We start from the raw sequence: 22,595 nt of genomic DNA, 5'->3' as shown, positions 1-22,595 counted from the left end.
TATCTGTGTGCCGTTAATCATTTGTCGGGTTTCACGAGGCTTGCTGCCAGCGATAGGTTAGAAATTCTCAACAATGGCAGGCTAGCGCTGCTGGCCGCTGAGAAAACGGTAATATCGAAGCTGAAACCAGCGCTTGCGTTGACTAGTGGCTTTGTGTCGTTGAACCAGCTTTGAGCATAGTCTCCGACCGTAGCGATGAAACTCGGGTCGGTCTTTCCTTCGGTCGAGGTTGGCGCCAAAAGCGACAGCGGCAAGACCGTGTCTGGGATATGTTGTTCGCCAACCAGATTGTAGCGGTAGGTGGTCTCAATCCGTACCAGTAACGGCTCCTGAATAGGTACTTGGGGTAGCGGCGCGAGCAGTTGATTGAAAAAAGGCTCAAGCCATTGGGTCACTGTGCGCGGAGTATCCCCGTCCAGGGTGTAGTTCGGAATACTGATCAGCGGTACCAGAGGGTTGGCGAATTTCGCTGGTGCCGTGGTGAATTCAAACGCTGGCGTGGTTTTTACACCAAGGTCTGGTGACAGATGCCGGTTACGCATAACCTGAATGGAAGCCCACCCGCTTTGCAATGCGAACAGATCGAGGTCGCTGAAGCCGACCTGACGTTCGGAGTTGGTGCGGGCGGTCTCGTAAGCAAGCCATTCGGGCAGGTCCTGGCTTGCCCCTTCGCGTCGCTTGTACTGCCACACCACGGCGCCTGTTTCGGGCGTGCTGCGGATTTCGTGTGGCTCGTAGCTCTGCGAGTTGATAAGTACTTGGGCCAGGGAGAGGAAATTGTCTTTGCTCTCCTGGCTGATCTCAAAACGCTGCGGAATGATCTCGACCTGGGCGTGGCCTTCGTCGGAAGGTGTCAGCAGTATCTCGAAGGTGTATTCAACGCGCGGTGCGGCCTTGGCGAACTGGGCGGTCAGTTTGCCCCTGGCCCACTCATCGTAGGCCGTGGCGACATTCGACGTCACGGCTTCGAAGGCTGCAATGGCGTCCTTGGCTAAAGTGACCGATGGATCCGAGGAAGACGTCTCACCGCTGATTGGTCGCAGGTAGGACTCCAGATCGCGCGCTACCGCTGGATAAATCGCTACAAACTGGGCCAGGGCATCGAAAAGTGCCTTATCCTTGCTTGCACTGACCAGGTCATCGCCGGAGATGCTGGCATCTTGGTTAAAGATGACATCGGCCATGACTGAATCCTGGGCCGCCTGCTGTAGCAGATACGTGAAGTCGTAGCGCCAGGATTTAAGTTCGGCTGGGCTCTGCGGTGTAGCCATACTTGGAATGCCGGTCTGCGCTTCAACCGTAGCGGGTTGTGGCAAGGCACGTAACGCTACCGGAATGGAGAAGCTATCCCCCTTGGCAGGTTTAATGGGTGTGGTGATCGGCCCGGTAAGCAGAGAGATCCAGCTCGACTGTTCATAGTTCTCGATCCCTTGTACACCACGGATGTCATACTCAATGTGGGTGAGCGTGTAATCGAGTTTCAACTCTACATAGCTCTCTGAGTCGGCCGACCGGGAGGTGGCAAGAAAGGCCAGAGTGCTGGTGTCTTCACCCTGGGTCAGCGGGATCTTGCCGGTGGTTAGGGAGAAGTTGTCGTTAGGTAGCTCTGTGCTGGCTCCTGTCAGTGTTGCACTGGGTTGGCCGAACAAGCGCGGTGGCACATCGGCGCGTCCCAGAGGAGGGGCGTATGAAGTACCCGTTACTGGTAGAACCGCCACTGCCGTCAGCGAGTTTGCGCTGCTGAGCCGGTTCAAAAGAGCCTGTTTTAGTTTCTCAATTGCAGCCGGTTGCAAGCTGTCGTCACCGCCAACAAGTACCGAGGTGGCGGTTGATGAAATGGCATGCGCGAGGGTTTTCTTATGCTCAAGCAGGCGCCACAGATATCCTGTTTTTTCGGGCTCGATGGGCAAGCCATCCTGCGTAGTTTCGGGGGCGTCGGTCAACCCGAGCAGTCGGTCCAGTTGATAGAGCGGGGTTGAAAAGGACGCTGCCAGTACATCATCGACCGCTGTTAACGCCTCTTCCAGCCAAACATTTGGATCTACGCTGGTGAAAGTAGTGAGCGTACCAGAATCGGAAGCCGAATAGGGCGTGCCTGTTTCGTAAGGGCGCAAGTCGACCTCGATGGTGACCAAGTTCGACGCGATAGGTAACGGTGCAAAATAGCTTGCCGTGTTACCAATCTTGTAGCCGATACCTGCCGGCGTTGCTGCATCAGGCTTAGCCATGCGCACCGCCCAGACGGTCGAGCCGCGGCTAGTGCTGGACGCACTTGGGTCAGGTGAACCGATACCGACTCGCATCTGCCAGTTCTCAGTCTGGAAGGTCTTTTCAAAACGCAGCGCGAACTCGGTCAGTGCCACTGGATAGGTTTGCGTCTCGTCCTTTGCCTGGAGGTTTGGCTGCGGCAGTTCGATGAGCCCATTGGCGGGAATGTTGGAGATCGCTCGCAATCCTCCACGCACGGCGCGCAGGTTAGGTGCCACCCATTCGGCCTGACGGGTAAAGCTGAGGCCGAGCTCAAGCTGATGGATGTCTGCCGTGGTGTCGAGCTCATTGAGGTCTATGCTGCGGGTAATCGTCGTTTTGTTGGGTGGCGTTGCCGTGTGGCCATCCGCCCGTGCGCTGAGATAGGTAATCGCCGTGCTCAGATAGGTTAGGATCTGTTCACGTTCGGCTGTCGTCAGCGGTTGGGTCTTCTCGGCCATCAGCGAGTTTTCGAAGGCCATGGTGACCACTGGGCCGTCCAGCCCCATCATCCCGAGCGATGTATAGTCCTGAATGAGTTGGAAGTAGACCCGCGTCAGTTGGGATAGATCACTACGCGCGGTGCGTTGCCATATCGGTAGTGTGTCACCAGCACGGACTATATGCAGGTCACTGGCGCGGCTGAGTTGGGTATCAGGCTCGTAGGGTGTCGGGTCGAACACCAGTTCGACGCTAAGCTGGGGCGCTCCAGCATCGCCGGAGTACATATAGGCCCGGGTAGTCGAGGGCCAGGCATCGATAGGAATCAGCGCATCGGAACAGGTTAGCATTGTCCCCAGGGTGCCATAAGGCGGGGTTGTTTCCTGCTCAACCGTGTTAAAGGGGTTGGGGATCCGATTGCCGAACAGGTCTAGCCAGTCTAGCGCCAGCGTTAGCGGCGTTCCGATACCAAGGTAAGGATTGCCAGAAGGATCAAGCAGGCTGGTATCGCCCGGTACGGCATTGGTCAATGCCTTACCGGTGAAGCCGAGGGTCTGGCTGTAGTGATAAGGCGTATCCTCTGCCAACACTTGTCGCTTTAGAATCCGCGAGCGTGGCGTAGAACTCGGTTCGGCCGGTGGATCCTTCGGACCGAAGGAGGCGCCCATCTGACTGGCATCGAAATAGGGCGTAGCGACGATCTGTGCACTGAGCAACTGATAAAGTTGCAGTAACGTGTCTTGGGTATAGGTTTTCAGGTCTGCTGTTGTCGGGTTTTCCGGGAGCTGCGGTATCGCACCGCGCTCGCGTTGTAGACTGAAGCCAGCATTACCGAGACCAAGGTTGGGTTTGGCCGCTAAGGCTAGAGGGTCGATGTTAACCACATCTCCAAAGAGCCCCGCCGTATTGCGCGCGCCGTAAATCAATGAGACCAATGAAGTGTTGAAATAGCGTGCTATGTCGGTGAGCGTCGAGCCTGGGGCACCACCAATCTGGTAAGTGAAAGGTGGAAGGCGGAAAATCGACAGGGGAGCCACCGAAACGCCTGGATTCCAAGCCATAATGTCGGCCTTGGACACGCCTTGGCCTGGAACGCAGCCAGCAGAGTAATAGTCGGCAAGCGTCTGTAGCGGGTCGGCAGTGGCCGCCTGTTGTGGTGTCAATTGGGCAATAAGACCGGAGACGGGGATATGGGCGCCAGCGGTAAGCGTCGCGCCGGGGTTGGCCTTGGCCAGACCCGCCAAGTCGAGCCCATAGGCTGCAGTAATTTCGGCGGGAGTCTGGCCGGAGACATCGCCGCTGGGGGCTGGTGCCGAAGTACCGGTTAGCTGCACCACCGAGGATTTTGGATCGATCGGCGCCGAGGTCACCAGGGCGTTCACTGCGTTGAAGACCCTTGTCGCCGATTGCAACGCAGCATCACGGCGTAAGGTGATCACCAGTGTCAGCGTCGCTGTACCGTCGTTATCGAATAAGCCCGTTGGCAGGCCAGAGCCGGTGACGAGGTTTTGATAGAACAGGAAACTACCACCTGAATTGACGGTACTTAGTTCCCACAGCAGCTTGATGAACTCCGCTGGGGCCATAGCGATCCCCGTCGGTGGTTCTTCGGCCAACAGGGCATTGGCCCGGAATGCTCCTGCCGGTGGATTGGTCTCGGTCGAAAGGTTCGACTGTACGATGTAGGACAGGAAGTCAGACGGCGCCTGGCTGGTTAGCCCCGGTACGCCGTTGTTGATGTCGGCATAGGTCAGGAACAAGCCACTGACAAGGTCTTCGCCGATGCTTGCCATGGAGGTCAGCAATCGCTCCAACAGTACCGACTCCCCTGGGTTGGGGCCAATAATCTCATAGGCATAAGGCGCGAAGTCCTGTGCTGGCGAGCCGCTATTCCCCGGCCCCGGCGGTACGATGTCATTGGCGTCAGGCCGCTGCGGTGCCTGATCAGCTGTTTGTGCTAATGCCTTGATGCGGAAGTCGATCCGTGTCGCGAAACTGTAGTCATCAATCGGTTGGAAGGCGGTCTTCTGCGTGGCCGGGTCTGTGGTGCCGACTTCCGGAATCAGCGGCGGCAGATAAGGCTGCATCTCGCTGAAGGACAAGCCCTGGGCTGCGAGCGCGGCCTGGTTTGCCTCAATGATCTGTTGTAGCGCTGGTGACAGTTCGAAAAGGATCGGGCTTGCCTGGGGCGCACTGGCTTGGTCGGCGACTTTGCTTTGTCCCGCCGGAGGCGCACAAACCGCTGCAAGCCCCGCGCTATCGGCGGTCTTCCATGGTACATAGGTCGCCATACCATAGCTGCGCGGTTCCAGTTCTGTCTCCGGTGTTATCATCAGCGCCTCGACGCGTGGCTTGTAGCCATTGGTGCGGGCGGTATCGACTACCTGGGTTAGCAAACCGGCTTGGGAAATGTTATCGAAACTTGCTGACGTGCTGCTGCCAATACTGATCCAATCGTAATCTGGCGTATCGGGGCGGCTAAGGGTGATCGTATAGTCGTCACTGCGGTTCGCCAGTGGTACCTGCTGGCCGGTCAACTGATAGAGGCTGTAAGCGGTTTGAGTATCCCAATAGGGTGCGCCGTAGAGAAAATCTTTTGGTAACGTGAGTCCTGGTGCCACCGGAAGCCGCATACCGTGCAACATATAGCGCGCAGCCATGCCGGCGGTTTGGCCGAGTGAGCCGGTGGCGACGATGGACGGCCAAAGGCTGTCCTCGGGGAGCACAGAGAGCCGCGGTACGGCGAAGGCTAGATCCGTGTCGGTTCGGAACAGATTCGCTTTGGCCATGGTACTGGCGGTCAAGAAGCTTTCCTTCGGCACATGGTAGCGTGCCAGGATCGTCGCGATGGTATCTTCATCCCTGGTCGTATAGGCAACATCGGGAACACAAGTCTGTACGGCTGCGGCGAGCAGTCCTGCTTGGGTGTAAAGCTGCGTCTCCTGAGCAAGCGCCTTGAGCGTTAGGCCCACACCTGCGGCGATAGCATTGAAGTCGTCGCCGGGCTGAGTGCTATAGACCTTATCGTTGAGCTCGACAGTGATTCTGGAGGCGATCAGGTTATTTTGGCTCCGGTTCTCAGTGATCAGGCTCGCCGGCTCAATGCCATAACGGTCAGCAATGGCTTGCAGCGTGTCACCCGACTGCACCATATAGTGGATACTCGCCAGCTTAAGTGTCAGCCCCGCCGTCAGTGGATAGGTCATATTGGACGCGATCAAGTCTGCGGCATTGAGTTGATCAGCCAGCAGGCCATTCGCCCAGTCCACAATCGTATTGATCGAAGTCTTGTCAGTCAGCGGATAGGGGTAATCATCGAAGACGTCGAGTGCCCGCTGAACCAGCTGCCTGGCCAGCAAGACAATGTAGTCGGTGAGTATCGTGGCTGCCATCGGCACTGAAGGGCTAGCGCTCTGGTCGAGTGTTTGTGTGCCATCGCCATCGGTCTCGCTATCAACATTGGCGGCTGTTTCGGCAAAAATCTGACGTACTAACATCTGATAGTCGGTGTCAGCGCTAACATAGGCACTTAGGTCGATCGTTACTTCGCCAGTGTCCTGGGTAGGATCCGGCACGCTGAGGCGCAAAAATGGCAACGCCGGGAACAGCGTAGCGCCAGCATTGAGTGCCGCTCGTCGCTCCTCGCTCAGATTGGCGTCGGGCAAGTTGATCTTCACGGTGAAGTTTTCTGCCAGAAAAGCCTCAATCTGTGCAGGGGTGAAGGGTTCAATGTCAGGATCCGACAGGGTTTGCAGGATACCCTCAACCGCCGCACGTGACAGGGTGCCGGTGGCCGTGCTCGGCAGTGGCAGTCCGGTCTCATGCGTTACGCTATGCAGGATCCATGGCAATAGTTGGGCACAGAGCTTACCAAAGGAGGTGTCGGCGCCATCTCCCGCTGGGGATGTACCCTCAGTGGGTTGCTCTGGTGCATCCATTGAGAACAGTACAACAAGGGCACCTTCTTGCTGAGTGTAGCCAGCATTTTCCGCACCGAGAACCGTCATCTGGGTCGCTAGGGTGATCTCCAGAGTGTCCGGGCGCGCGGTGAGGCTTTGCTTGCGCTTCAGACGCGCCAACCCTTGCGTGGCATCGAGGCGGAAAGCTCGGTGATAAATGCCGTAGTCGAATAGCGTGCGGGGCACAGGCAAACGACGCTGGCGCTGATAAGCGCCATCTGCAGTCACGCCAATAAACACTGCCTCGGGCAGTTGGCGTGATGGATCGTCCCATGGCGCCTGGCTATCACTGCCAATTGTCAGCTCTTCGCGAATCGTAGCCGCAAATGACAGGCTGATAGAGATAGAGAAGAGCCCGAGGTCGATTTTAACTTTGACCGAGACGTTAACCTCGGCGGCCAACATCAAGGGGATCTTACGGAAGCTTTCGTAGGTGATCTGGATATACACCTTCACCGTGATATCCAAATCAGCCTTGATAATTGCAAAGTTGATCGATCCATAGAGTCGGCCGATTAATCCGAAGGTGCCTGTCAGCTTGAAATAATAGTCACCCTGCACCTCGTTTGAGCTGCTGGAGCGGGTTAGTTGATAGGGTTGGGTTAGTTGATAGGGGTGCCAGGCCGCAAGCGTGCCCTCAATGATGCCGAAGATAGTGATTGAGAAACCGGCCTTCAGAATGCCGTACTCAACCGAGCGCCCGAGACCAATTTCTGCACCGAAGCCGAAGACGATGACCGGGTGGAAGGTACCTCTCGTCGTTACCGGTAGGTTCGGTGCGGTAGCGTTGGACAGCTTGCCGAAATAAAAGCCAGCAGAACCCAACACCGGAACACCATAGATGATTGCTTCAACTCTGAAAGATCGGCTGAAGTCCATATTCTTCGGGAAACCGAAGTCGATTAGGAAATCACCATTGGTGTAGATCTGGATGCCGATAACTGGCAGGGTGACCTTAAAGGCGCCAAAATCGAGGTTACGCAGAACCCCTGGCAGCGTGAACTCAATTTGATAAAGCCCGATATCGTCGGTGATACGTTTGTAGAGAACGTCGATCTCAAGACCATCTAAGACCTTGACCTTTTCCCCGTTGAGAGCAATGCGCAGGCCGTAAAGATTGGGATCGTTAAAGACGATCTGCATATCAACCGAATAGATGCTAGTGGCCGGAATCTTGAGCACACCGAAGTGGAGCGCCGCCAACCAGTTGGAAGAGGGATTGTAGTAGGGCTGTCCGCTCTTTTGCTGGCTTGGATCGAAAGGCATTCCAGGGCCGTCGGAGGGTGGAATATCCGCCAGTGCTTCAATCACGGCTTTGGTGGAATCGAAAGCCCCTGGATCATAGATAGCCACCCGCTGGCCGAGTGCCATCATATAAAGATGGAAGTAGCTGTTGCCGCGCCCGGGAACATCCGGCATGTTCTTGACGTCCTGTCCTTCGCTCTCTTTGTTAAACAGCGGTTCATTCTCAAGACCGGGGATCTGCGTCTTACCATCGATCACCAGTGTGGTCTTGCCGTCGACCTGGCGGAAGACGAGACCATGGACAGTAAGGAAGCCCAGGTTGATCGATGATGGTAGCTTATAATGAGCGCTAATCCGGTTCTTGACGCCACTCTTCAGATCAAAGCTGATCGATAGCCCATCGAGTGAGATCGTATTGAGCATATCCCAGGGGCTCGACAGGGTGAAATAGGGGTCGCCCAACATCTCCATCAGCGCTGCCACCAGACCGCCAACAGTCCAGCCGTTCATCGAAAAGGTGATGGTCTCTTCCGTGAAGGAATACTCGGCGCGAAAGCCCTTCCAAGCCATCCACAGTACTTGACTGTACTGTTCGGCCGCGACGGCGGCACGCATCGTCTGCGTCATTGGCATCACAAGGCTCTGGACATCATTTTTGGCTGGGCCGAAACGGTAGCCGATCTCGACTGTGGCTCCAATGGTGTCGAGAGTGATGGTGCCAATAATCTGGCCGGAAAACTGTGCTCCCGCCTGGCGGTTGCCGTCATATTGCAAGCCGATGTCTGCCAGCGTTGCCACCGGGAAGTCTGGGGTCAGTTGGAAGTTCCAGCTAAGTTTGCCAGAGATTTTGTAAGACGATTGCTGCTGCTTTTCGGCAAGTATGGGAAGCGCTGCACGATACTGGGCATTGGTCAGTGCCCCGACCGGGCGCACGTGGCTTGTCCAGCCAGCGCCCAGGTGGCGGCCCGCCACATGCCTGGCGGGACGAATAAGCGCAGTGCTAGCCTTGTTGTCTTTGGGCTTGGAAGAGACCACTGGGATTTCTGCATTCATTGCAAATGCCTCGACGGTCAGATCACCGGGGATAAAATCTGGCAGTTGGTAGGCATCAAAAAATTGCCTCAGCAAATCGCTGATTGAGACCGGCTCCAAAAGAGCAGTGTCGAGACTCCAGACCGGCGGTTGTGCAGTACCGTCGTAGTCGACGCGCATAGCAGCAGAGAGCGGCCCAACCCGGACTTGGCCGTCGATAGCGCCGGTGTAGACAGTTGCTCCCTTTTGATTCTCCGTGCGGCTTGGTGTGCTGGCGCCGAGTTTAAAGGCCATGTTGCTGATTTCGATCAGCTTCTGCCCATCCGGTGTTTGGATAAAAGGCACGTCCAGCGAGGCATCGACGGTAAAGCCCAACTGGTAGGCTTTTTCACTGGTCTGTACGGCGATAATAATGTCGGAAAATTCTACTTCTACGCCTTGAGGCATACCGATGGCGCCACCGGTGACACCCATCAGGACGTCATTCATGGACGCCTTGCCATCGAAGTTGCCGTTAAAATTAAGATCCTGGTCGATCTGAATGCGGAATTCACCACCCGGCGAGCCATCCTTCTGGCGGAAAATGTCGGGAAATAACGTAAAGCTGGCGGAGAAATTGGCGAAGGTCTTACTGGGTTTGTCATTCGCCATCTGCATACGCCAGTTGAACGAGAATGCTTGGATCTCGAACTGCTCGCCGGATGTGGGATCAATAAACAGCGGAATCGGTTTGCCCTGCACCGAGCCAAGCTGGGCGGCGAGGCTTGTCACTCTCATTGTCGGGCTGGCTGGTCCGGCAATCTGAAAGCCCTGCATCTGTACGCTGGCAAGATACTCCTGCAGTACCGGCGGCACCGAGCGGAAATAGCTCTGGCCAGCCATCAGCGCGATAACTGCGCTCGGTGTAATCGGCTTGTCACTGTCGGCAGCCGCAATCGAGAAGGCGTAACTGTAACGGGCGCTGGTTCCTGACGGTGATTCGGCGGCTTTGGGAATCAGGCTACGCAGCAGCACCGGAATCTCTGTCCCCTCGTCGACGGACTGCAGCGTGACGACGGCTTCGACAAAATATTGCGGATTCTGGTTGTAGGTCTTTTCGGCAGCTTCCCCTTCTTCTGCCGGCAGCTCGCCTTCCACTGTTTTGACGACAAAGCCGATGCGGGGCAGTGACACATCAATGAAAAACAGCTTGAGGTCGCCTGCCGAAGGAATGCCAGCTGAGACATCCATTTCTGGAACGAAGGTGTTTTTAAGATCAGCCGAACTAAGCCTGATTGGTCCCGATAGCACTAGATCGGACGGGTTCGGCAGGCCCTGGATCAGGTCGAGGATAAGCTTGACCGTGCTGGGTACCACAAAGTTGCCATACAGGTTCTGGCCCGTGGCCATGGGTATAGATGCCCCATTGAAGTCTAAGGGCTGTTCCGCCGTGGTATAGAAAAACCGTTGTTCGATCTGCTCCAATACGCTGTAGGGGTAGCCACTCATAGCGGTGAAGAAATCCTTCAACTGCCATTCTTGTGGCGCGACATCGATACCGAGAATCGGTGTATCGCTGTCGTTATCCTTGCCTATGATATAAGTCTGACTGGTCGGCGCGTTAAGGAAGGTCAGGGAGACCTCCGGGATAGAGAAGCTCCCGCTGGTTACTTCGCTGACCGAGGCGCGGCTGTAGGTGATCTCCAACCCGTTGGTATCGTCGCTAAGTCGGAAGGCAGCTTTTATGTCAGCCGTAAAGTTCTCCGGTGGCACCAACCCGGCGTTGATCCAGAAGGTGTCGTTGAGAATCACTGGGCCGTCTGGCGCATTGGCGAAGGCGTCGCGCAGCTTTTGGATCGGAGTTGGGTCAGCCATGGGGGAGCTCCTAAATCGTCGCGATCAGCGCCATGTGGTCGGAGGTGGTGAAGATGCGGCCGTAGTTGTTCCACTGGCGAAACACATCCAATGCTGGCAGTGGAGCATCGTTTCCATTTCGATTGGTATTCGTGATTTGCGGCGGTGGTGCCTGATATTCTGGCGCTGCCATCTGCATCGGCCAGGTGTAGAAACCTTTGGGCGGATTGTACGGTGGTGCCGGAACCACATCATAGGGCTGGGGAACTGTACCGTTCATGATGCTGATTTCGGCCATTGGACCATTAGCAGCGGTGCCATAGCGAGCCAGGATATTGTCGAGACTGTAGTTCTTGACCGAGGACTGGGAGGACCCGGTTATACCGAAGCAGGGGTAGTAATCAGCGATTGTTCCCGCATAGCGATAGGTGGCTCTTCTCACCGGTTTGAGGTGTGTCGCCAGATAACCGGTATAGCCGTTAAATGTTGCCGGATTAAGAGAGCCAAACGGAACCGGAGTTGGCGAGGTGAGCGCCATGTCGTAGCCTAGATCAGTCAACGGCTCATAGGCGCCGGTTTGCACCAGCACAGCAGGATCCCTGGTCTGATCATAATCGGTCAGATTCAGGTTGAAGTCCCCCAGCACCGCTTTGACTTCGTTTATAGCGGGAGCGGAAGAAATTTCCTCAGTTCCAGCCATAGTCCTCATGAACTGAATGGCATCGTTCGTATTGGCTGGAGAATGCACGATGAAGAAGTTAAGCATGCGCACTACCGCGCCACTGCCATCTATCTCGCCAAAGGTCACTTGATAGGGTGTTCGCTGACTGTCGAAATCCATTTCGTGCCCTGCATAGGGAGCTCCAACCTTCATGTGAAAGACAGTGTTCGCAGCACAGATGTCTTCCTGAGTACCTGCGTTTGGCAATCCTGCGGGGACTTGCCGGTTGGGTAGCACACCAGCAAACATACCTGGGTAGGCTGCAGTGGCTGGAGCCGGCACTTGGTTTGGATCTGCGGCAGGGCCCTGAGCTCCGGGCCAGACCCTAGGGCCTGTGAAGACGAGATTACTGCTGTCGTAGAACACAGCGACGGAATCGAAGGCACCAGTCTGGAGGGGAGGTACCAACATCCAGTTCGGATTGCCACTGGCTTCGCGCAGGCCCTCCAGTAAATAGAGGCAACCTTCGCCACCGAGCCCAGTGTCGAGAAGGCCTGGTGTCAGGTTGTTTGCGTTGAACTCAGTCGACACTTCAATGACAACGAAGATGTCGGGAAAGATGCGGCTTCCATCGGGAAGTGTCAGCGACAGGTTGTCGATAATGTAGCCGAATATCCCCGTGGAAACTTCCCACTCGCTCAGCCCGAACGCCGGGTTTGCACTTAAGCTTAACTGGTTGATTTTGTGAATATCAAACTTGTCGATATTCCAGACCATTACCCGGGTCATGACGATGTCTCCTTGTCCTGCGGCTGATCAGGTGCGTGACCTATTTGCTTTGCTGGAGCCAACAATTTTTTCTGAGCCGCATCCTTGTCGATATAGGCGGCGTACCACCCCAAGGCACCGCTGCCTGTTGGGTCACCGAATAGGAAGAAGTTAATTGGGCTGGAGGGCAACTTCGCCAACCCGAGGAAGGAGAGTGCGATATTGTTGAGCCGCAATACGAAAGCCCGTTGGTCAGCGGTTATGGCCTCCTGACGCAGCAGTAAGCTATCGATGGAAAGCTTCATGACTCCCTGAATGGAGAGAAGCTTGGCACCGGGCGCTGCGCCCGGCAGTTGCAGACCGACGAAGACCGCAGGGGCCGCCGCACCTTTGCCCGAGCTCGGCGCCCAGGCCAGTAGCATCTTTGAGGAGAAACCGGCAGCGGAGACTAGAGCTCCCGGCGTACCCATGCTCACCGTATAGCTGATGCCGTACCAGGGGCCGGAGATTGCCTGAACTTTCGGCTCGATGCCCACGGGAAGGTAGCCAAAGTCGATTGGTCGCTTGTCTTCCGCACCGGCGATAAAGCCTGAGACGCTGAGGGCAAGATCCTTGAACAGGCTATGGTCGCGCGCCTTGCTAGCACCCGCATCCAACCCGAGCCGTTCGGTCTCAAAGGTAAAGGTCACCGCATTGGGCGCATCAAGCGGCGAGCTCATAGCGATTTCCAGGCCCGAGAAGGCGAGGCCGCTCGGTGGGTCGTTGACCTTGGCACCCTCAGGCAGGCCGAAGGAGAGGAGGTCGACGTGACGAGTGGTATCGTTGTCGGCCACTGAAAGCTGGGCGAACTCGAAAATACCGTTCATTATAAAGCGGCTGCGGATAGTGCCGCTTTTATCCGTCGATAAGGTATTGAATACCACCCGCTGTAGCGCCAGGCTTGGCAATGCGCTGTTGTTCAGCTCGAACACATTGGTGTTGTTTTGTTCGAACACATAGACGGGAGTTGCCCCTTGGCGCTGGTAGCTGCCACGTAGCACCACCGCCGTCGCAGGCAGTTTACCAATTGAGCCGTAACCTTTGGTAACCGGCGACATAAACAACTGATTCATGGTGATCTGAATACGGCTACGAAAGTCAGTCTGCGCGGCATTCTCGAACAGCGTCTGTAACTGCAGCACGGTGAAGCCAAAGTCACCTTGGGTAGCCAGCGCCTGGGGCATCTCCGGATTGCCACCCGCAGCAACATAAGCTTGGTACTGGGGCAGTTGATAATCGATCAGGCCGAACAGGCTGCTTGGCACCTGCATGGTCACCTGGGTGCCGTCGACGCTCACCCGGCTGGCAGTAGCGCCGAAGTGATGCGCTTCGAAGCGAGAAAAATCGATGCCTGCCGTTAGTCCCTTGATTTGGTCGGGAAAGCCTGATGGGTCTACCTTTGCCTTGAGGACGATAAAGCCTTGCCAGTTTGGATCCTGCACAATCCGGGCGAAGTTAGCGTAAAGCGTGTTGCCCCTTTCTTCTGCCTCTTTGATTCCTTCGTTTAGATAGGTTTGCAGATAGGACGAAAGCCCAGCCAGTGCAGTAGCGGCATCCCCCTGGCCAGTTAGCGAGAAGTCATCCACTCCGACCCACTGATTAGGATTTTTGACCCTTTCGGTCAATGCCCCATCGCAGTATTTTAGAATCAGAATATTGCTGTAGGCGGTGGTGTTGAGGCTATCGCCAACCGCTGCTGTCATGCCCCAGTCTGCGATGACCACCTCACGCTCAAAGATAGCGGTGGCATCGGCTGGAGAAGGTTCACCAAGGTGCTTTGGATTGACGATCACGGCCAGCAGTTGGTTGGTTTGGAAGAGATTCTGTAAATCGGCATCGGGCTCGATAAAGCCAAAATCCACTTCGCCGGTTGTCGGCTTCTTCGCGTTCGACTTGGCCAAAAATATCTTCTGGTAGAGCGCCTCGGCCCCTCCCGTTGAAGCTGTGGCGATCTCGGCGTAAAGCCCCTGGGGGGTAGTCGATTGATGTGTCACATCGTGGGTTTTAGGTATCGCGCTGTTTTCCTTCGCCGCTCTAAGCTCGGCCACGGCGCGGATACTGGACACTCCTAGTAGGGCTTTACGCTCCGCGCTGAGAATTTGGCTTTCGAAAGTACCGACCAAATCGTGAGGAAAACCGTCGTCGACCCTGGATAGTCCGGCATAAGGTACGAAGGGCAGCAGTAACTTTTTATTCGCTGGCTGAGCGATTGGTGACGGGGTCGGCAGCGGTGGAAGTACCGCAAGGTCGTTCGTTTTAGCACCTACGCCCGGAGCATATAGCGGGCTGCCTTGTGGCTGCGCTAGATAGGCTGCTGCACCTCTCGGACCATTGATAATAGCGCCATGGCTGGTGGTATAGTCTGTGGTGAGCCGCTGCTTGGGAACGGCCGCACCTGGATCGTCGAGACTGGCACTGGGGAAGGGGAAAACCGGCGCGTAAGCTGAGCAATTGGGTTGGAATTGTACCCGTTCGTAGGAGGCGTTAGCCTTGTAAGGGGCAATTTGAAACAGTTCCGAGCCGAACAGCCCAGGCAGCACCAGACCGGTACCGCCAGTACTGAAGGCGTAGTCGCCAGCTGGCGCGAAATAGACCTGCGCAAGTGGGCCATCAGCTCTATCCCGAGATTGAAATACCAGCGCCCCGCAGTTTCTCACGGGTAAGCCATCTTCTCCGTAGCCACCTTGTGCCACCAGCCCGACCGGATTACCGTGCTTATCACGAAAGTGACTGGCGATATCGGCACCGTCGGCAAAGCCAAACAGGCTACGGTAAAGGCCAATGCCGGGGGCAGAGAGTGCGCCATTATTTAGCTTATCCAGGGGGTCTAGCGCAGCTGTAAAGCTGAGTGTAGGCAGTCCATTGGTTACCTCAAATAATGGGTATATTTGCCGCTGTTCCGTGTCCTTGTCATCCGTGTAGAGATAGTGAAAGCCCGTCTCGAAATAGCTGATTGGGCTCAACTTGCTCGTGCGCGTCATTAACCCCTGAACGGTTAAGCAGCCAGCGAGATCCCCCTGAAACGGAATGACCAGGTCGCTTTCGGCCTCCGGTGCACCGATGCCGTCGTCTGTGTTGAAAGCAATCTGCTGTGCTCCGGATTGCCGGAATAGCAGCCCTTCGTCTCGCATCGTTAGCGTGACTTGGCGAGGGATCGATAGGGTAAGTTGGCCGAAATGTAAATTGTAATTGCTGGCTGTGGAAGTGGTGCTGAGGCCCTGGAAAAATGTGATTGTGGTCTCGTCTGGCGCTCCAAATGTCGGCATTGCCGTGTCGGGCATCCACAACACCGCTGATCCGGTAAAGCGTTGCGGATTACCGATGCCGAACTTGTCGTTCAGCCAGTCCTGAACAGCAGAGATAAAGGTCTCGGCTTCAGCGTTGTTTGTTAGCTTTGGCGAGGTGGGAGAAAACAGAAAATAACCCGCGTTGAAGGCTTGTGAAAAATTCAATGTCGCAGGCGGGTTGCTGTCACAGCGGTAGATAAAGCCTACCCACCCAGCTGTCGCTTTAGTCGGTTTCAGCGTATAGAGTGCGCTATTGAAGTCCTGGGTAAACAGTGGTTCATCAGTCATGCGGATCTCCTTCGCGCGCTTCGTCGGACACCATTTTTGGGGTAGCGACCTGAGGCCAGGCGATGTTAGCTACCGAGGCTGAGACCTGTGTTTCTGGGGTGGTGGCGGTCTTAAAGAAACATTGTAGGAACAGCATCCCGGGCCCTATCTCGGTTGGCACAGCCAGGGTGATCTTCGCACCCTTGCATATGTGCAGGTCGCCGACGCTGATCTCATCTGGGTAGACTTGCACTGGGGCTAATTGGGTTGCTGTCATGGCGGCAACCGCGTCCCCTAGAGAGCGGAATTCGAAATTGGCCGTATTAGCGGAAACTCCACGCACAGTGGTACTGGCGGTGAGAGTGGCGTCGAGCTGGGTAACATAGTGGCCGACTACCGGCAAACCGTTAGCTTGCCAAGAGGCGATATCACCCTTGAAGCAAAAAGTTTGCCCTGACTGTTTGGCACTGACGTCGGCTCCCAGTGAGGAGAAATGTGGCGCGGCTCTAAGCTCAAGCTTGATTTTTCCCGTAGCAGTGGCTCCATTGTTGGCGAGATTCAGAATGAGCACCTGCTCTGTATAACCGAGCAGATGCCTGCCTATTTCTCTGCCAGCCAGTGCTAACTTAACAACGACCTGGCCCATGCCAGGGGAGACTTTTGCCTCAATGGTGAGAGGCCCCGCGGTGGCTTGATGCGGGGGCAGGGCGTTGAAAAATTCAATCACCTCATCTGTGCTGAGTGCACGAGGACGTCCATTGAGCAGTTGTTCGGCTTGCGTCATGACTGCAGATCCGATCATAGGTCGATGATAAACCCAGCCCGTGCGCCAGAATGACGACGGTGCTACACAAAGACTACGCTCTGGCATTTGAACCAAAGCGTAGGCGTTGTGGTCAGGATTAATTCGCTGAGGAGAGTGGCCAAGTGGCGACAAGGGCGTTGAAAGGCACCTTGCTCGTGGCCGTCGTGATCGTTAGGTCGGCCGCCACCGATCCGTTCTGCATTGATGTCGGTATTGTCAGTGTAAAGGTGCCACCTTCTTCGATGGTGATAGAGCCTGCCTTAATTTCGAAAGGGGTTGTAATCTCTGGAGCAAACTGAGTCATGGTGCCCGACCATAGCGTCATTGATCCATAAATAATCGATACTGTTGCATTCTGGCGGGAATCGCCGCTCACAGTGGTGTCGATTGAAACTTCTGGGGTGATGGGATAGCTGAATTTAAGCGGCGCGCTTGCCATTAATTCAGCTGTAAGAGTATCGCTCATAATGTATTCTCCCTAGATAGGCTTAAATTCTTAAATTAAAGAGCATTAATATGCAGAGCGGCGTACTACTTTATTTGTAGTATACCTAAGTAAGTATTGGCTCATGGAGTTGCAAGTGTCAACGACAATTTGATTAAAAAGTATGAGTTTTTAATGTTCTTTTTGTAAATTGAAGTTATCTTTTTGATTGCACTTGTTTTTTGTGTGGTGAATAAAGCATGCTGGTAATCTATAGTTATTACAGCTATTGGCTTAATTTTTCTGTGTAGGTTTTGTATATAATGTTAAGTTATTGATTTTATGGCTTAGGCTTTTTAGGCTGATAAGTGGTTAGCGTGTTAGGTAATCGTCTGGTTAAAGCGTTGGGGTTATTGAATAGATCCCTTGGCTGCGCAGTAAAAACTTGACACAAACTTGCAGTAGGCAGTTCAATCGTCCAAAAACTGAAAAAGGTGAAGCGGAATGTCAGGTATTGGCGGACACTTAAACGATGGGTTGCAACTTCGACCCTCCAGAGATTCGGATAATCTTTTTCTTGAAGCGCTTTATCGAGATATCCGGCAAGACCTGCAACTGGCGCTGGCTGATCAAGATATGATTGAGGCGCTGCTTGAGATGCAGGTTAAGGCCCAAGCAATCGGTTATGGAACCGCCTACCCCAATGCCTTGTATTATATCATCGAGAAACAGGGTGAGCGGATCGGCCGTGTCACCGTGGATTTCGGTGCTAATGAAGTACATATTCTCGACCTCGCTCTGATCAAGGGGGCACGTAATAAAGGCTATGGTGCTGTCGTTCTTAAGGCAGTCCAGTCAGCAGGGGCTCAAGTTATGAGCCCCGTTTCCCTCTCCGTCGATCCATTTAATGTGTATGCCAAACAGCTTTACCAGCAGCTAGGCTTCCGCTTTGAAAGGCTAATGGGGGCGGTAGAGCGCTGGGTCTGGTATCCGCAAACGCCCTAGTCAACTATTAGTTAGTAAAAATATTAGTTAAAAACCAGTTGATACCAGGGCCGTGGGTCGCCACCCATTGGGGGTAACACACGGTTAATGTAAACGCCTTCCAGCGTTGCCCCGTCGCCTAAGCGCAAGACCCCGGTGGCGCTGGTAAAATCAACCTCGTCTTGTTGCCCCGATAGAAGAACACCAAAAGGCTCCCGCGCCTCGCCTGCCCCCGGCACTTGGCAGTCGGGGCGGCTGGTGACTTGCTCGACCGTTAACTTCACCGAAAGCGCAGAGGTCGCCTCAAAGGTACACTCTTTTCCCTGTAGCGGCTGAAAATCCGCCGCCGTAATGGTGCCTAACATCGTGACTCCTACGATAAGAGGCCGAACCTCCAAACGTTCGGCCACCATCACTTGTTGCCCTACCTATTGGCGGGATGGATAGATACCCTGCAATGCAATACTGAAGTTCAGGGCGAGATAAGGGTTCATAACGTTAAACGGTTGGCTCCCTCCGCTAATGCCCGTTTGGCCATTGCCTAACTCAACCGTGCCAGAGGGGGTGCCACGGAAGTAATTACGTACAGAGTCACTTAGGCCCACTTTACCGCTGGCTAGATAATCCCCTGTGGCAGGCGTGGCTTGATTGGCGGCATCAGGTGTGGTCATTGCCCCTGCGGCATGGGTATGTTGAGGCATTTGATTGATAGTCAGTGTGCGGTTTTCCGCTCCAGCCTGCTCACCGATAGTGACATTTGGCATGCCCGCTCCCTGACCTTGCCCTCTGGGCATTCGCCCTCTCAGATCTGGCAGGTTAAAAACGGTTTGGCCATTGCCGCCATAAACGGTGCCGAGCAAAGAGAAGAGAGCCTGATACTGTGCAATAGATAGCTGGGCACCATTGCACAGAGCCCAGTCCACCGGTGCCCATGCAAAACCTAGCATTTTGATTTCCCCAACAAATGGATCCATAAAGCACTCCTTGTTAATGTTGTAATAAAAATGCCTTTAATAAGGCATCACTTTAATGCTTACGCTGGCTAACATTGTCCACTCGCTATAGGCCACTAACCGCTTTGCGTTAGTAGTGGTCAACCCTGCTGCGCGCTCTAGCACCATAGCCTCATTGAACCTAGCAGTAAAATCTTGCACACACTTAGGCCAACGACCATAATATTAATACTTATTTGGCAATTTTCTCAATAAACTTCAATGACTGTTTTTCGTTCAAGAAACCCAAAATTGTATAAGTGGTAAGTGGTAAGTGGTAAGAAAATCTAAACAATAAAAATCAAATAAAGATTCAGGACACTTCACAAAGCAGCGGGGCCCTTTGATGTAGCGAAGAGCGCGATCACGTGTTTCTGAACGTGGAAAGATGGGCCTAATAGAGCGACCAGATCATCCAGCAGTGTTGAAATAGGGAAATCCAATGTATGCATCTTTCACCCTGTGAGCGTCTTTATATTAATCACAGACAGTGTCGCTTACTCTGTGACGGCTGTCATACTCAGCATTTCAGCTTAAATGCCGCAGAATCACAGTATCAGTTGGGTATCACTGAAATTACTAGAACGGTCACCCACAGCACAACGGATCACTTCAGTATCAGCTTCTCACAACCCCTTGTCAGCGACGTGCTCTCGAAAGATCCTGGAGAAAAGAACTGCACTAGGAGCATTAAAATGGACATTACAGCGCTTCGGGTTGCTATCTTTGACGGCGACAGCTCCAGCCTGTCACTTGCCTATTGCCGGGTCGATGCCGTATAAGAAAAGCCATATAAAAAATACATATAAACAAATGCTTACAGATAAAATATACACAAACATACAACCAAATCTCTAGACAACTTAAAGAGTGTGCTCTTTATGAATACTCCCACCCGCCAAACGCCCCCAAGCCAATCGACTGGTCGTAACGAAGTCATCTTCGTCGACCCCCGAGTTGACGATTACCAAACACTGCTTAACGGCGTGGCCTACGATACCGAGGTCATACTCTTAAACTCTAACACCAGCGGCGTTGAACAAATCGCCCAGGCGTTAGCACAGCGCGGCGAATTTGACGCCATCCACCTGGTTTCCCACGGCAGTGAAGGGCGCCTAGCGCTTGGTAACAGCACGCTTGATAGCGAGACTCTGCCGGGTTATGCCAGCTTCCTGGAACAATGGGGCGAAGCATTGGGGCCAAACGGCGACATCCTTATTTACGGCTGTGATGTTGGCGCGGGCGAGCAGGGACTGCGGTATGTGGAGGCGCTAGCACGGGTAACTGGGGCGGATGTGGCCGCTTCCGATGACTTAACCGGTGCGAACAGCCTTGGCGGCAACTGGGTGTTAGAGCAGCAGTATGGTCAAGTGGAAACCAGCAGCTTAATAGGTATTGAGCAACAGAGCACTTGGCAGGGGCTGCTGGCGGCAGAATCTGTATTTAATTGGGATTCAGGCGACACCAGCCAAGTTGGAACTGGCAGCGACCGAGCAGTAAGAGAAACTGTTGATGGCGTTACCATGACGATCTCGGCGTCTGGCGTTGCCTACATGGAGTTTGATAACGTCGATGGGTTCAACCTAAACGGTCAAGTAGTAAGTTCCACGGAGTACGGTACTGTCAATGATATCGTTTATACGTTCACTTTCGATCAAGCCATCAATATGGGGGAGATTGAGCTTGTAACGACTACTACAACAGGAAGCGCCTATCCCCCTCCCACAGTAGTTACTTTTACTGCAAACGGTCAAGATATTAACGCTGATATCCCCAGCGCTATTGCTGGCGATAATGCTATAAAGGTCGGGCTTGATAGCTTTACCAACATAACCTCTTTTACTATGACGTCAGCTGATCCGGTACAGTTTTACTTCGACGAGATTAGCTTTACTACCGCGGTGGCAGACAATCCGCCAGTATTCACCACTGTTAATGGAGGCAATATCGATGAAACCTCCATCAGTGGCTTAGTGGTGCTGGCGGATAGCGATGTAGAAGCGAACGATGGCGATGGTGGCGGAATTGATTCGGTCACTTATTCGATTGTCGGTGGTACAGGGGAAGACTACTTTGATATCAATGCTTCCAACGGCGAAGTCACGTTAAATGCATGAGGTGAAGCAGCCCTCGACTTTGAAAACAACCAGAGTTACACCCTCACTCTACGTGCTAATGATGGTAATAGTTCTACCGATGAAACCGTTACCATAGCAGTTAACGATATCGCCCCGGCCATCACCACCGGCCAATCCTTTAGCGTTAACGAGAGCGATACCAACAGCACTTCCCTGGGCACTGTCGCCACTACCGGTGACGATAACTCGGTGAGCTACTCCATCAAGTCCGGCAACACTGGCAATGCCTTCACTATCGATGGCGCCACGGGCGAAATCACCCTGAGCGATACCAGCCAGCTCGATGCCAGTGCGACCGGCAGCTATACGCTCAGCGTACAAGCCACCGATGGCAATACCGCATCAACGCAAGATGTCACCATCAACGTCACCGACGATGTGGCTCCCAGCGTTACCAGTATTGCCCCCAGCGGTTCACCCGATGCCAATGCTGCATCCGTCGATTACACCGTTACCTTTAGCGAAAGCGTCAGCAATGTCTCTGCCGATGATTTCACCCTTACCTCCACCGGCACCGCCTCTGGCACGATTAGTGCGGTTGCTGGCAGCGGTGACAGCTATACGGTCAGCGTTACCGGTATTAGCGGTGAAGGCGACCTGCGCCTGGATCTTAACAGTGGCACCGATATCGACGATGGGGCCACCAATGCCCCGGCAGGCTACACCAGCGGTACGGCTCACAGCGTTGATCTGGTCAAGCCGAGCGTCACCAACGTCACTTCGCCGACGGCCGACGGGACTTATAAAGCGGGTGACACCGTTGATATTACGCTGACCTTTAGTGAAGTTGTGACCGTAACCGGGACGCCGCAGCTAACGCTGGAAACCGGGGCAACTGACCGAGTCATTGACTATACGGCGGGCTCCGGGACTAACACGCTGACGTTTGCGTATACCGTTCAAGCAGGCGATGAAACCAGCGATCTGGCGCTGGCGGGCAGCGAGATCCTGCTCAATGGCGGTACCCTTCAGGATGCCGAAGGCAACGACGCGGTGGTCACCCTACCCACACCGGGTGACGCGAACTCGCTAAGTGCTAACAAGGACATTGTCATCGATGCCGTCGCGCCCAGCGTTACGAGTATTGCGCCCAGTGGTTCACCTGCGGCCAATGCTTCCTCAGTGGATTACACCGTTACCTTTAGCGAAGACGTCGACGATGTTTCTATCGATGACTTCCTACTCAACACCACCGGCAGCGCTTCGGGTAATATCGCCTCCATTTCAGGTTCCGGCAGTAGCTACACCGTCACTGTGGATACCATTACTGGCGAAGGCGACTTGCGCCTTGACCTGAACGACGGCACCGACATCAATGATGGTGCAGGCAATGCCTCGGAGGGCTTCTCCAGCGGCACTGCACATACCGTTGACGTGATGAACCCGAGTGTAACCAATGTCACCTCGACGAATGCCAACGGTACTTATAAAGCGGGCGACACCGTTAACATCACCCTAGCGTTCAGCGAAGCA

The 22,595-nt window shown here is 54.4% G+C and carries 10 protein-coding genes; 3 read left to right on the top strand and 7 right to left on the bottom strand.

The window, feature by feature from the left end; genetic code table 11:
• Positions 1-17: 17 nt before the first annotated feature.
• From HALTITAN_RS00050 to HALTITAN_RS00030, 5 genes are all read right to left on the bottom strand, one after another.
• Complete coding sequence (locus HALTITAN_RS00050; RefSeq protein ID WP_039857269.1) at positions 18-10,778, bottom strand: LysM peptidoglycan-binding domain-containing protein; 10,761 nt, start codon at positions 10,776-10,778, stop codon at positions 18-20.
• A 10-nt stretch (positions 10,779-10,788) separates the two neighbouring features.
• Positions 10,789-12,207 carry a hypothetical protein gene (locus tag HALTITAN_RS00045; RefSeq protein ID WP_039857268.1) on the bottom strand — a complete coding sequence of 473 codons (1,419 nt, stop codon included), beginning with the start codon at positions 12,205-12,207 and terminating at the stop codon, positions 10,789-10,791.
• Positions 12,204-15,800, bottom strand: coding sequence for a hypothetical protein (locus tag HALTITAN_RS00040; protein ID WP_009285858.1), 3,597 nt, complete (start codon positions 15,798-15,800; stop codon positions 12,204-12,206). The genes HALTITAN_RS00045 and HALTITAN_RS00040 overlap by 4 nt, the downstream gene beginning before the upstream one ends.
• Positions 15,793-16,563, bottom strand: a complete 771-nt coding sequence (locus HALTITAN_RS00035; RefSeq protein ID WP_039857263.1) for a hypothetical protein — start codon at positions 16,561-16,563, stop codon at positions 15,793-15,795. The genes HALTITAN_RS00040 and HALTITAN_RS00035 overlap by 8 nt, the downstream gene beginning before the upstream one ends.
• Positions 16,564-16,681: 118 nt before the next feature.
• Positions 16,682-17,050 (bottom strand): hypothetical protein, encoded by a 369-nt coding sequence (locus HALTITAN_RS00030; RefSeq protein ID WP_039857262.1) that lies wholly within the window; start codon positions 17,048-17,050, stop codon positions 16,682-16,684.
• A gap of 462 nt (positions 17,051-17,512) precedes the next feature.
• On the opposite strand from HALTITAN_RS00030, the gene HALTITAN_RS00025 reads away from it, so the two are divergent.
• Complete coding sequence (locus tag HALTITAN_RS00025) at positions 17,513-18,013, top strand: GNAT family N-acetyltransferase (protein ID WP_039857261.1); 501 nt, start codon at positions 17,513-17,515, stop codon at positions 18,011-18,013.
• Positions 18,014-18,036: 23 nt separating this feature from the next.
• Here HALTITAN_RS00025 and HALTITAN_RS00020 read toward each other — a convergent pair whose 3' ends face one another.
• Both HALTITAN_RS00020 and HALTITAN_RS00015 read right to left on the bottom strand, forming a co-directional pair.
• The gene (locus HALTITAN_RS00020; RefSeq protein ID WP_039857260.1) at positions 18,037-18,357 is read right to left on the bottom strand and encodes a DUF6916 family protein; all 321 of its coding nucleotides are present in this window, start codon (positions 18,355-18,357) and stop codon (positions 18,037-18,039) included.
• A 63-nt stretch (positions 18,358-18,420) separates the two neighbouring features.
• Positions 18,421-18,966: a phage tail protein gene (locus HALTITAN_RS00015; RefSeq protein ID WP_039857258.1), complete on the bottom strand. Its 546-nt coding sequence runs from the start codon at positions 18,964-18,966 to the stop codon at positions 18,421-18,423.
• Between the two features lie 899 nt (positions 18,967-19,865).
• Here HALTITAN_RS00015 and HALTITAN_RS00010 point away from each other — a divergent pair.
• Complete coding sequence (locus HALTITAN_RS00010) at positions 19,866-21,101, top strand: DUF4347 domain-containing protein (protein WP_039857257.1); 1,236 nt, start codon at positions 19,866-19,868, stop codon at positions 21,099-21,101.
• Between the two features lie 93 nt (positions 21,102-21,194).
• On the top strand, positions 21,195-22,595 hold a 1,401-nt coding region (locus HALTITAN_RS00005; RefSeq protein WP_161609170.1), incomplete at its 3' end, for a cadherin domain-containing protein.

Source organism: Vreelandella titanicae BH1 (assembly GCF_000336575.1).
Classification (GTDB): domain Bacteria; phylum Pseudomonadota; class Gammaproteobacteria; order Pseudomonadales; family Halomonadaceae; genus Vreelandella; species Vreelandella titanicae.
The sequence above is the reverse complement of the archived record's forward strand: the minus strand, read 5'-3'. Positions and strand labels throughout refer to the sequence as shown.

Coding starts and splice junctions, on each gene's coding strand:
- HALTITAN_RS00050 (WP_039857269.1), bottom strand. CDS start 10,778: ATGGCTGACCCAACTCCGATCCAAAAGCTGCGCGACGCCTTCGCCAAT.
- HALTITAN_RS00045 (WP_039857268.1), bottom strand. CDS start 12,207: ATGACCCGGGTAATGGTCTGGAATATCGACAAGTTTGATATTCACAAA.
- HALTITAN_RS00040 (WP_009285858.1), bottom strand. CDS start 15,800: ATGACTGATGAACCACTGTTTACCCAGGACTTCAATAGCGCACTCTAT.
- HALTITAN_RS00035 (WP_039857263.1), bottom strand. CDS start 16,563: ATGACGCAAGCCGAACAACTGCTCAATGGACGTCCTCGTGCACTCAGC.
- HALTITAN_RS00030 (WP_039857262.1), bottom strand. CDS start 17,050: ATGAGCGATACTCTTACAGCTGAATTAATGGCAAGCGCGCCGCTTAAA.
- HALTITAN_RS00025 (WP_039857261.1), top strand. CDS start 17,513: ATGTCAGGTATTGGCGGACACTTAAACGATGGGTTGCAACTTCGACCC.
- HALTITAN_RS00020 (WP_039857260.1), bottom strand. CDS start 18,357: ATGTTAGGCACCATTACGGCGGCGGATTTTCAGCCGCTACAGGGAAAA.
- HALTITAN_RS00015 (WP_039857258.1), bottom strand. CDS start 18,966: ATGGATCCATTTGTTGGGGAAATCAAAATGCTAGGTTTTGCATGGGCA.
- HALTITAN_RS00010 (WP_039857257.1), top strand. CDS start 19,866: ATGAATACTCCCACCCGCCAAACGCCCCCAAGCCAATCGACTGGTCGT.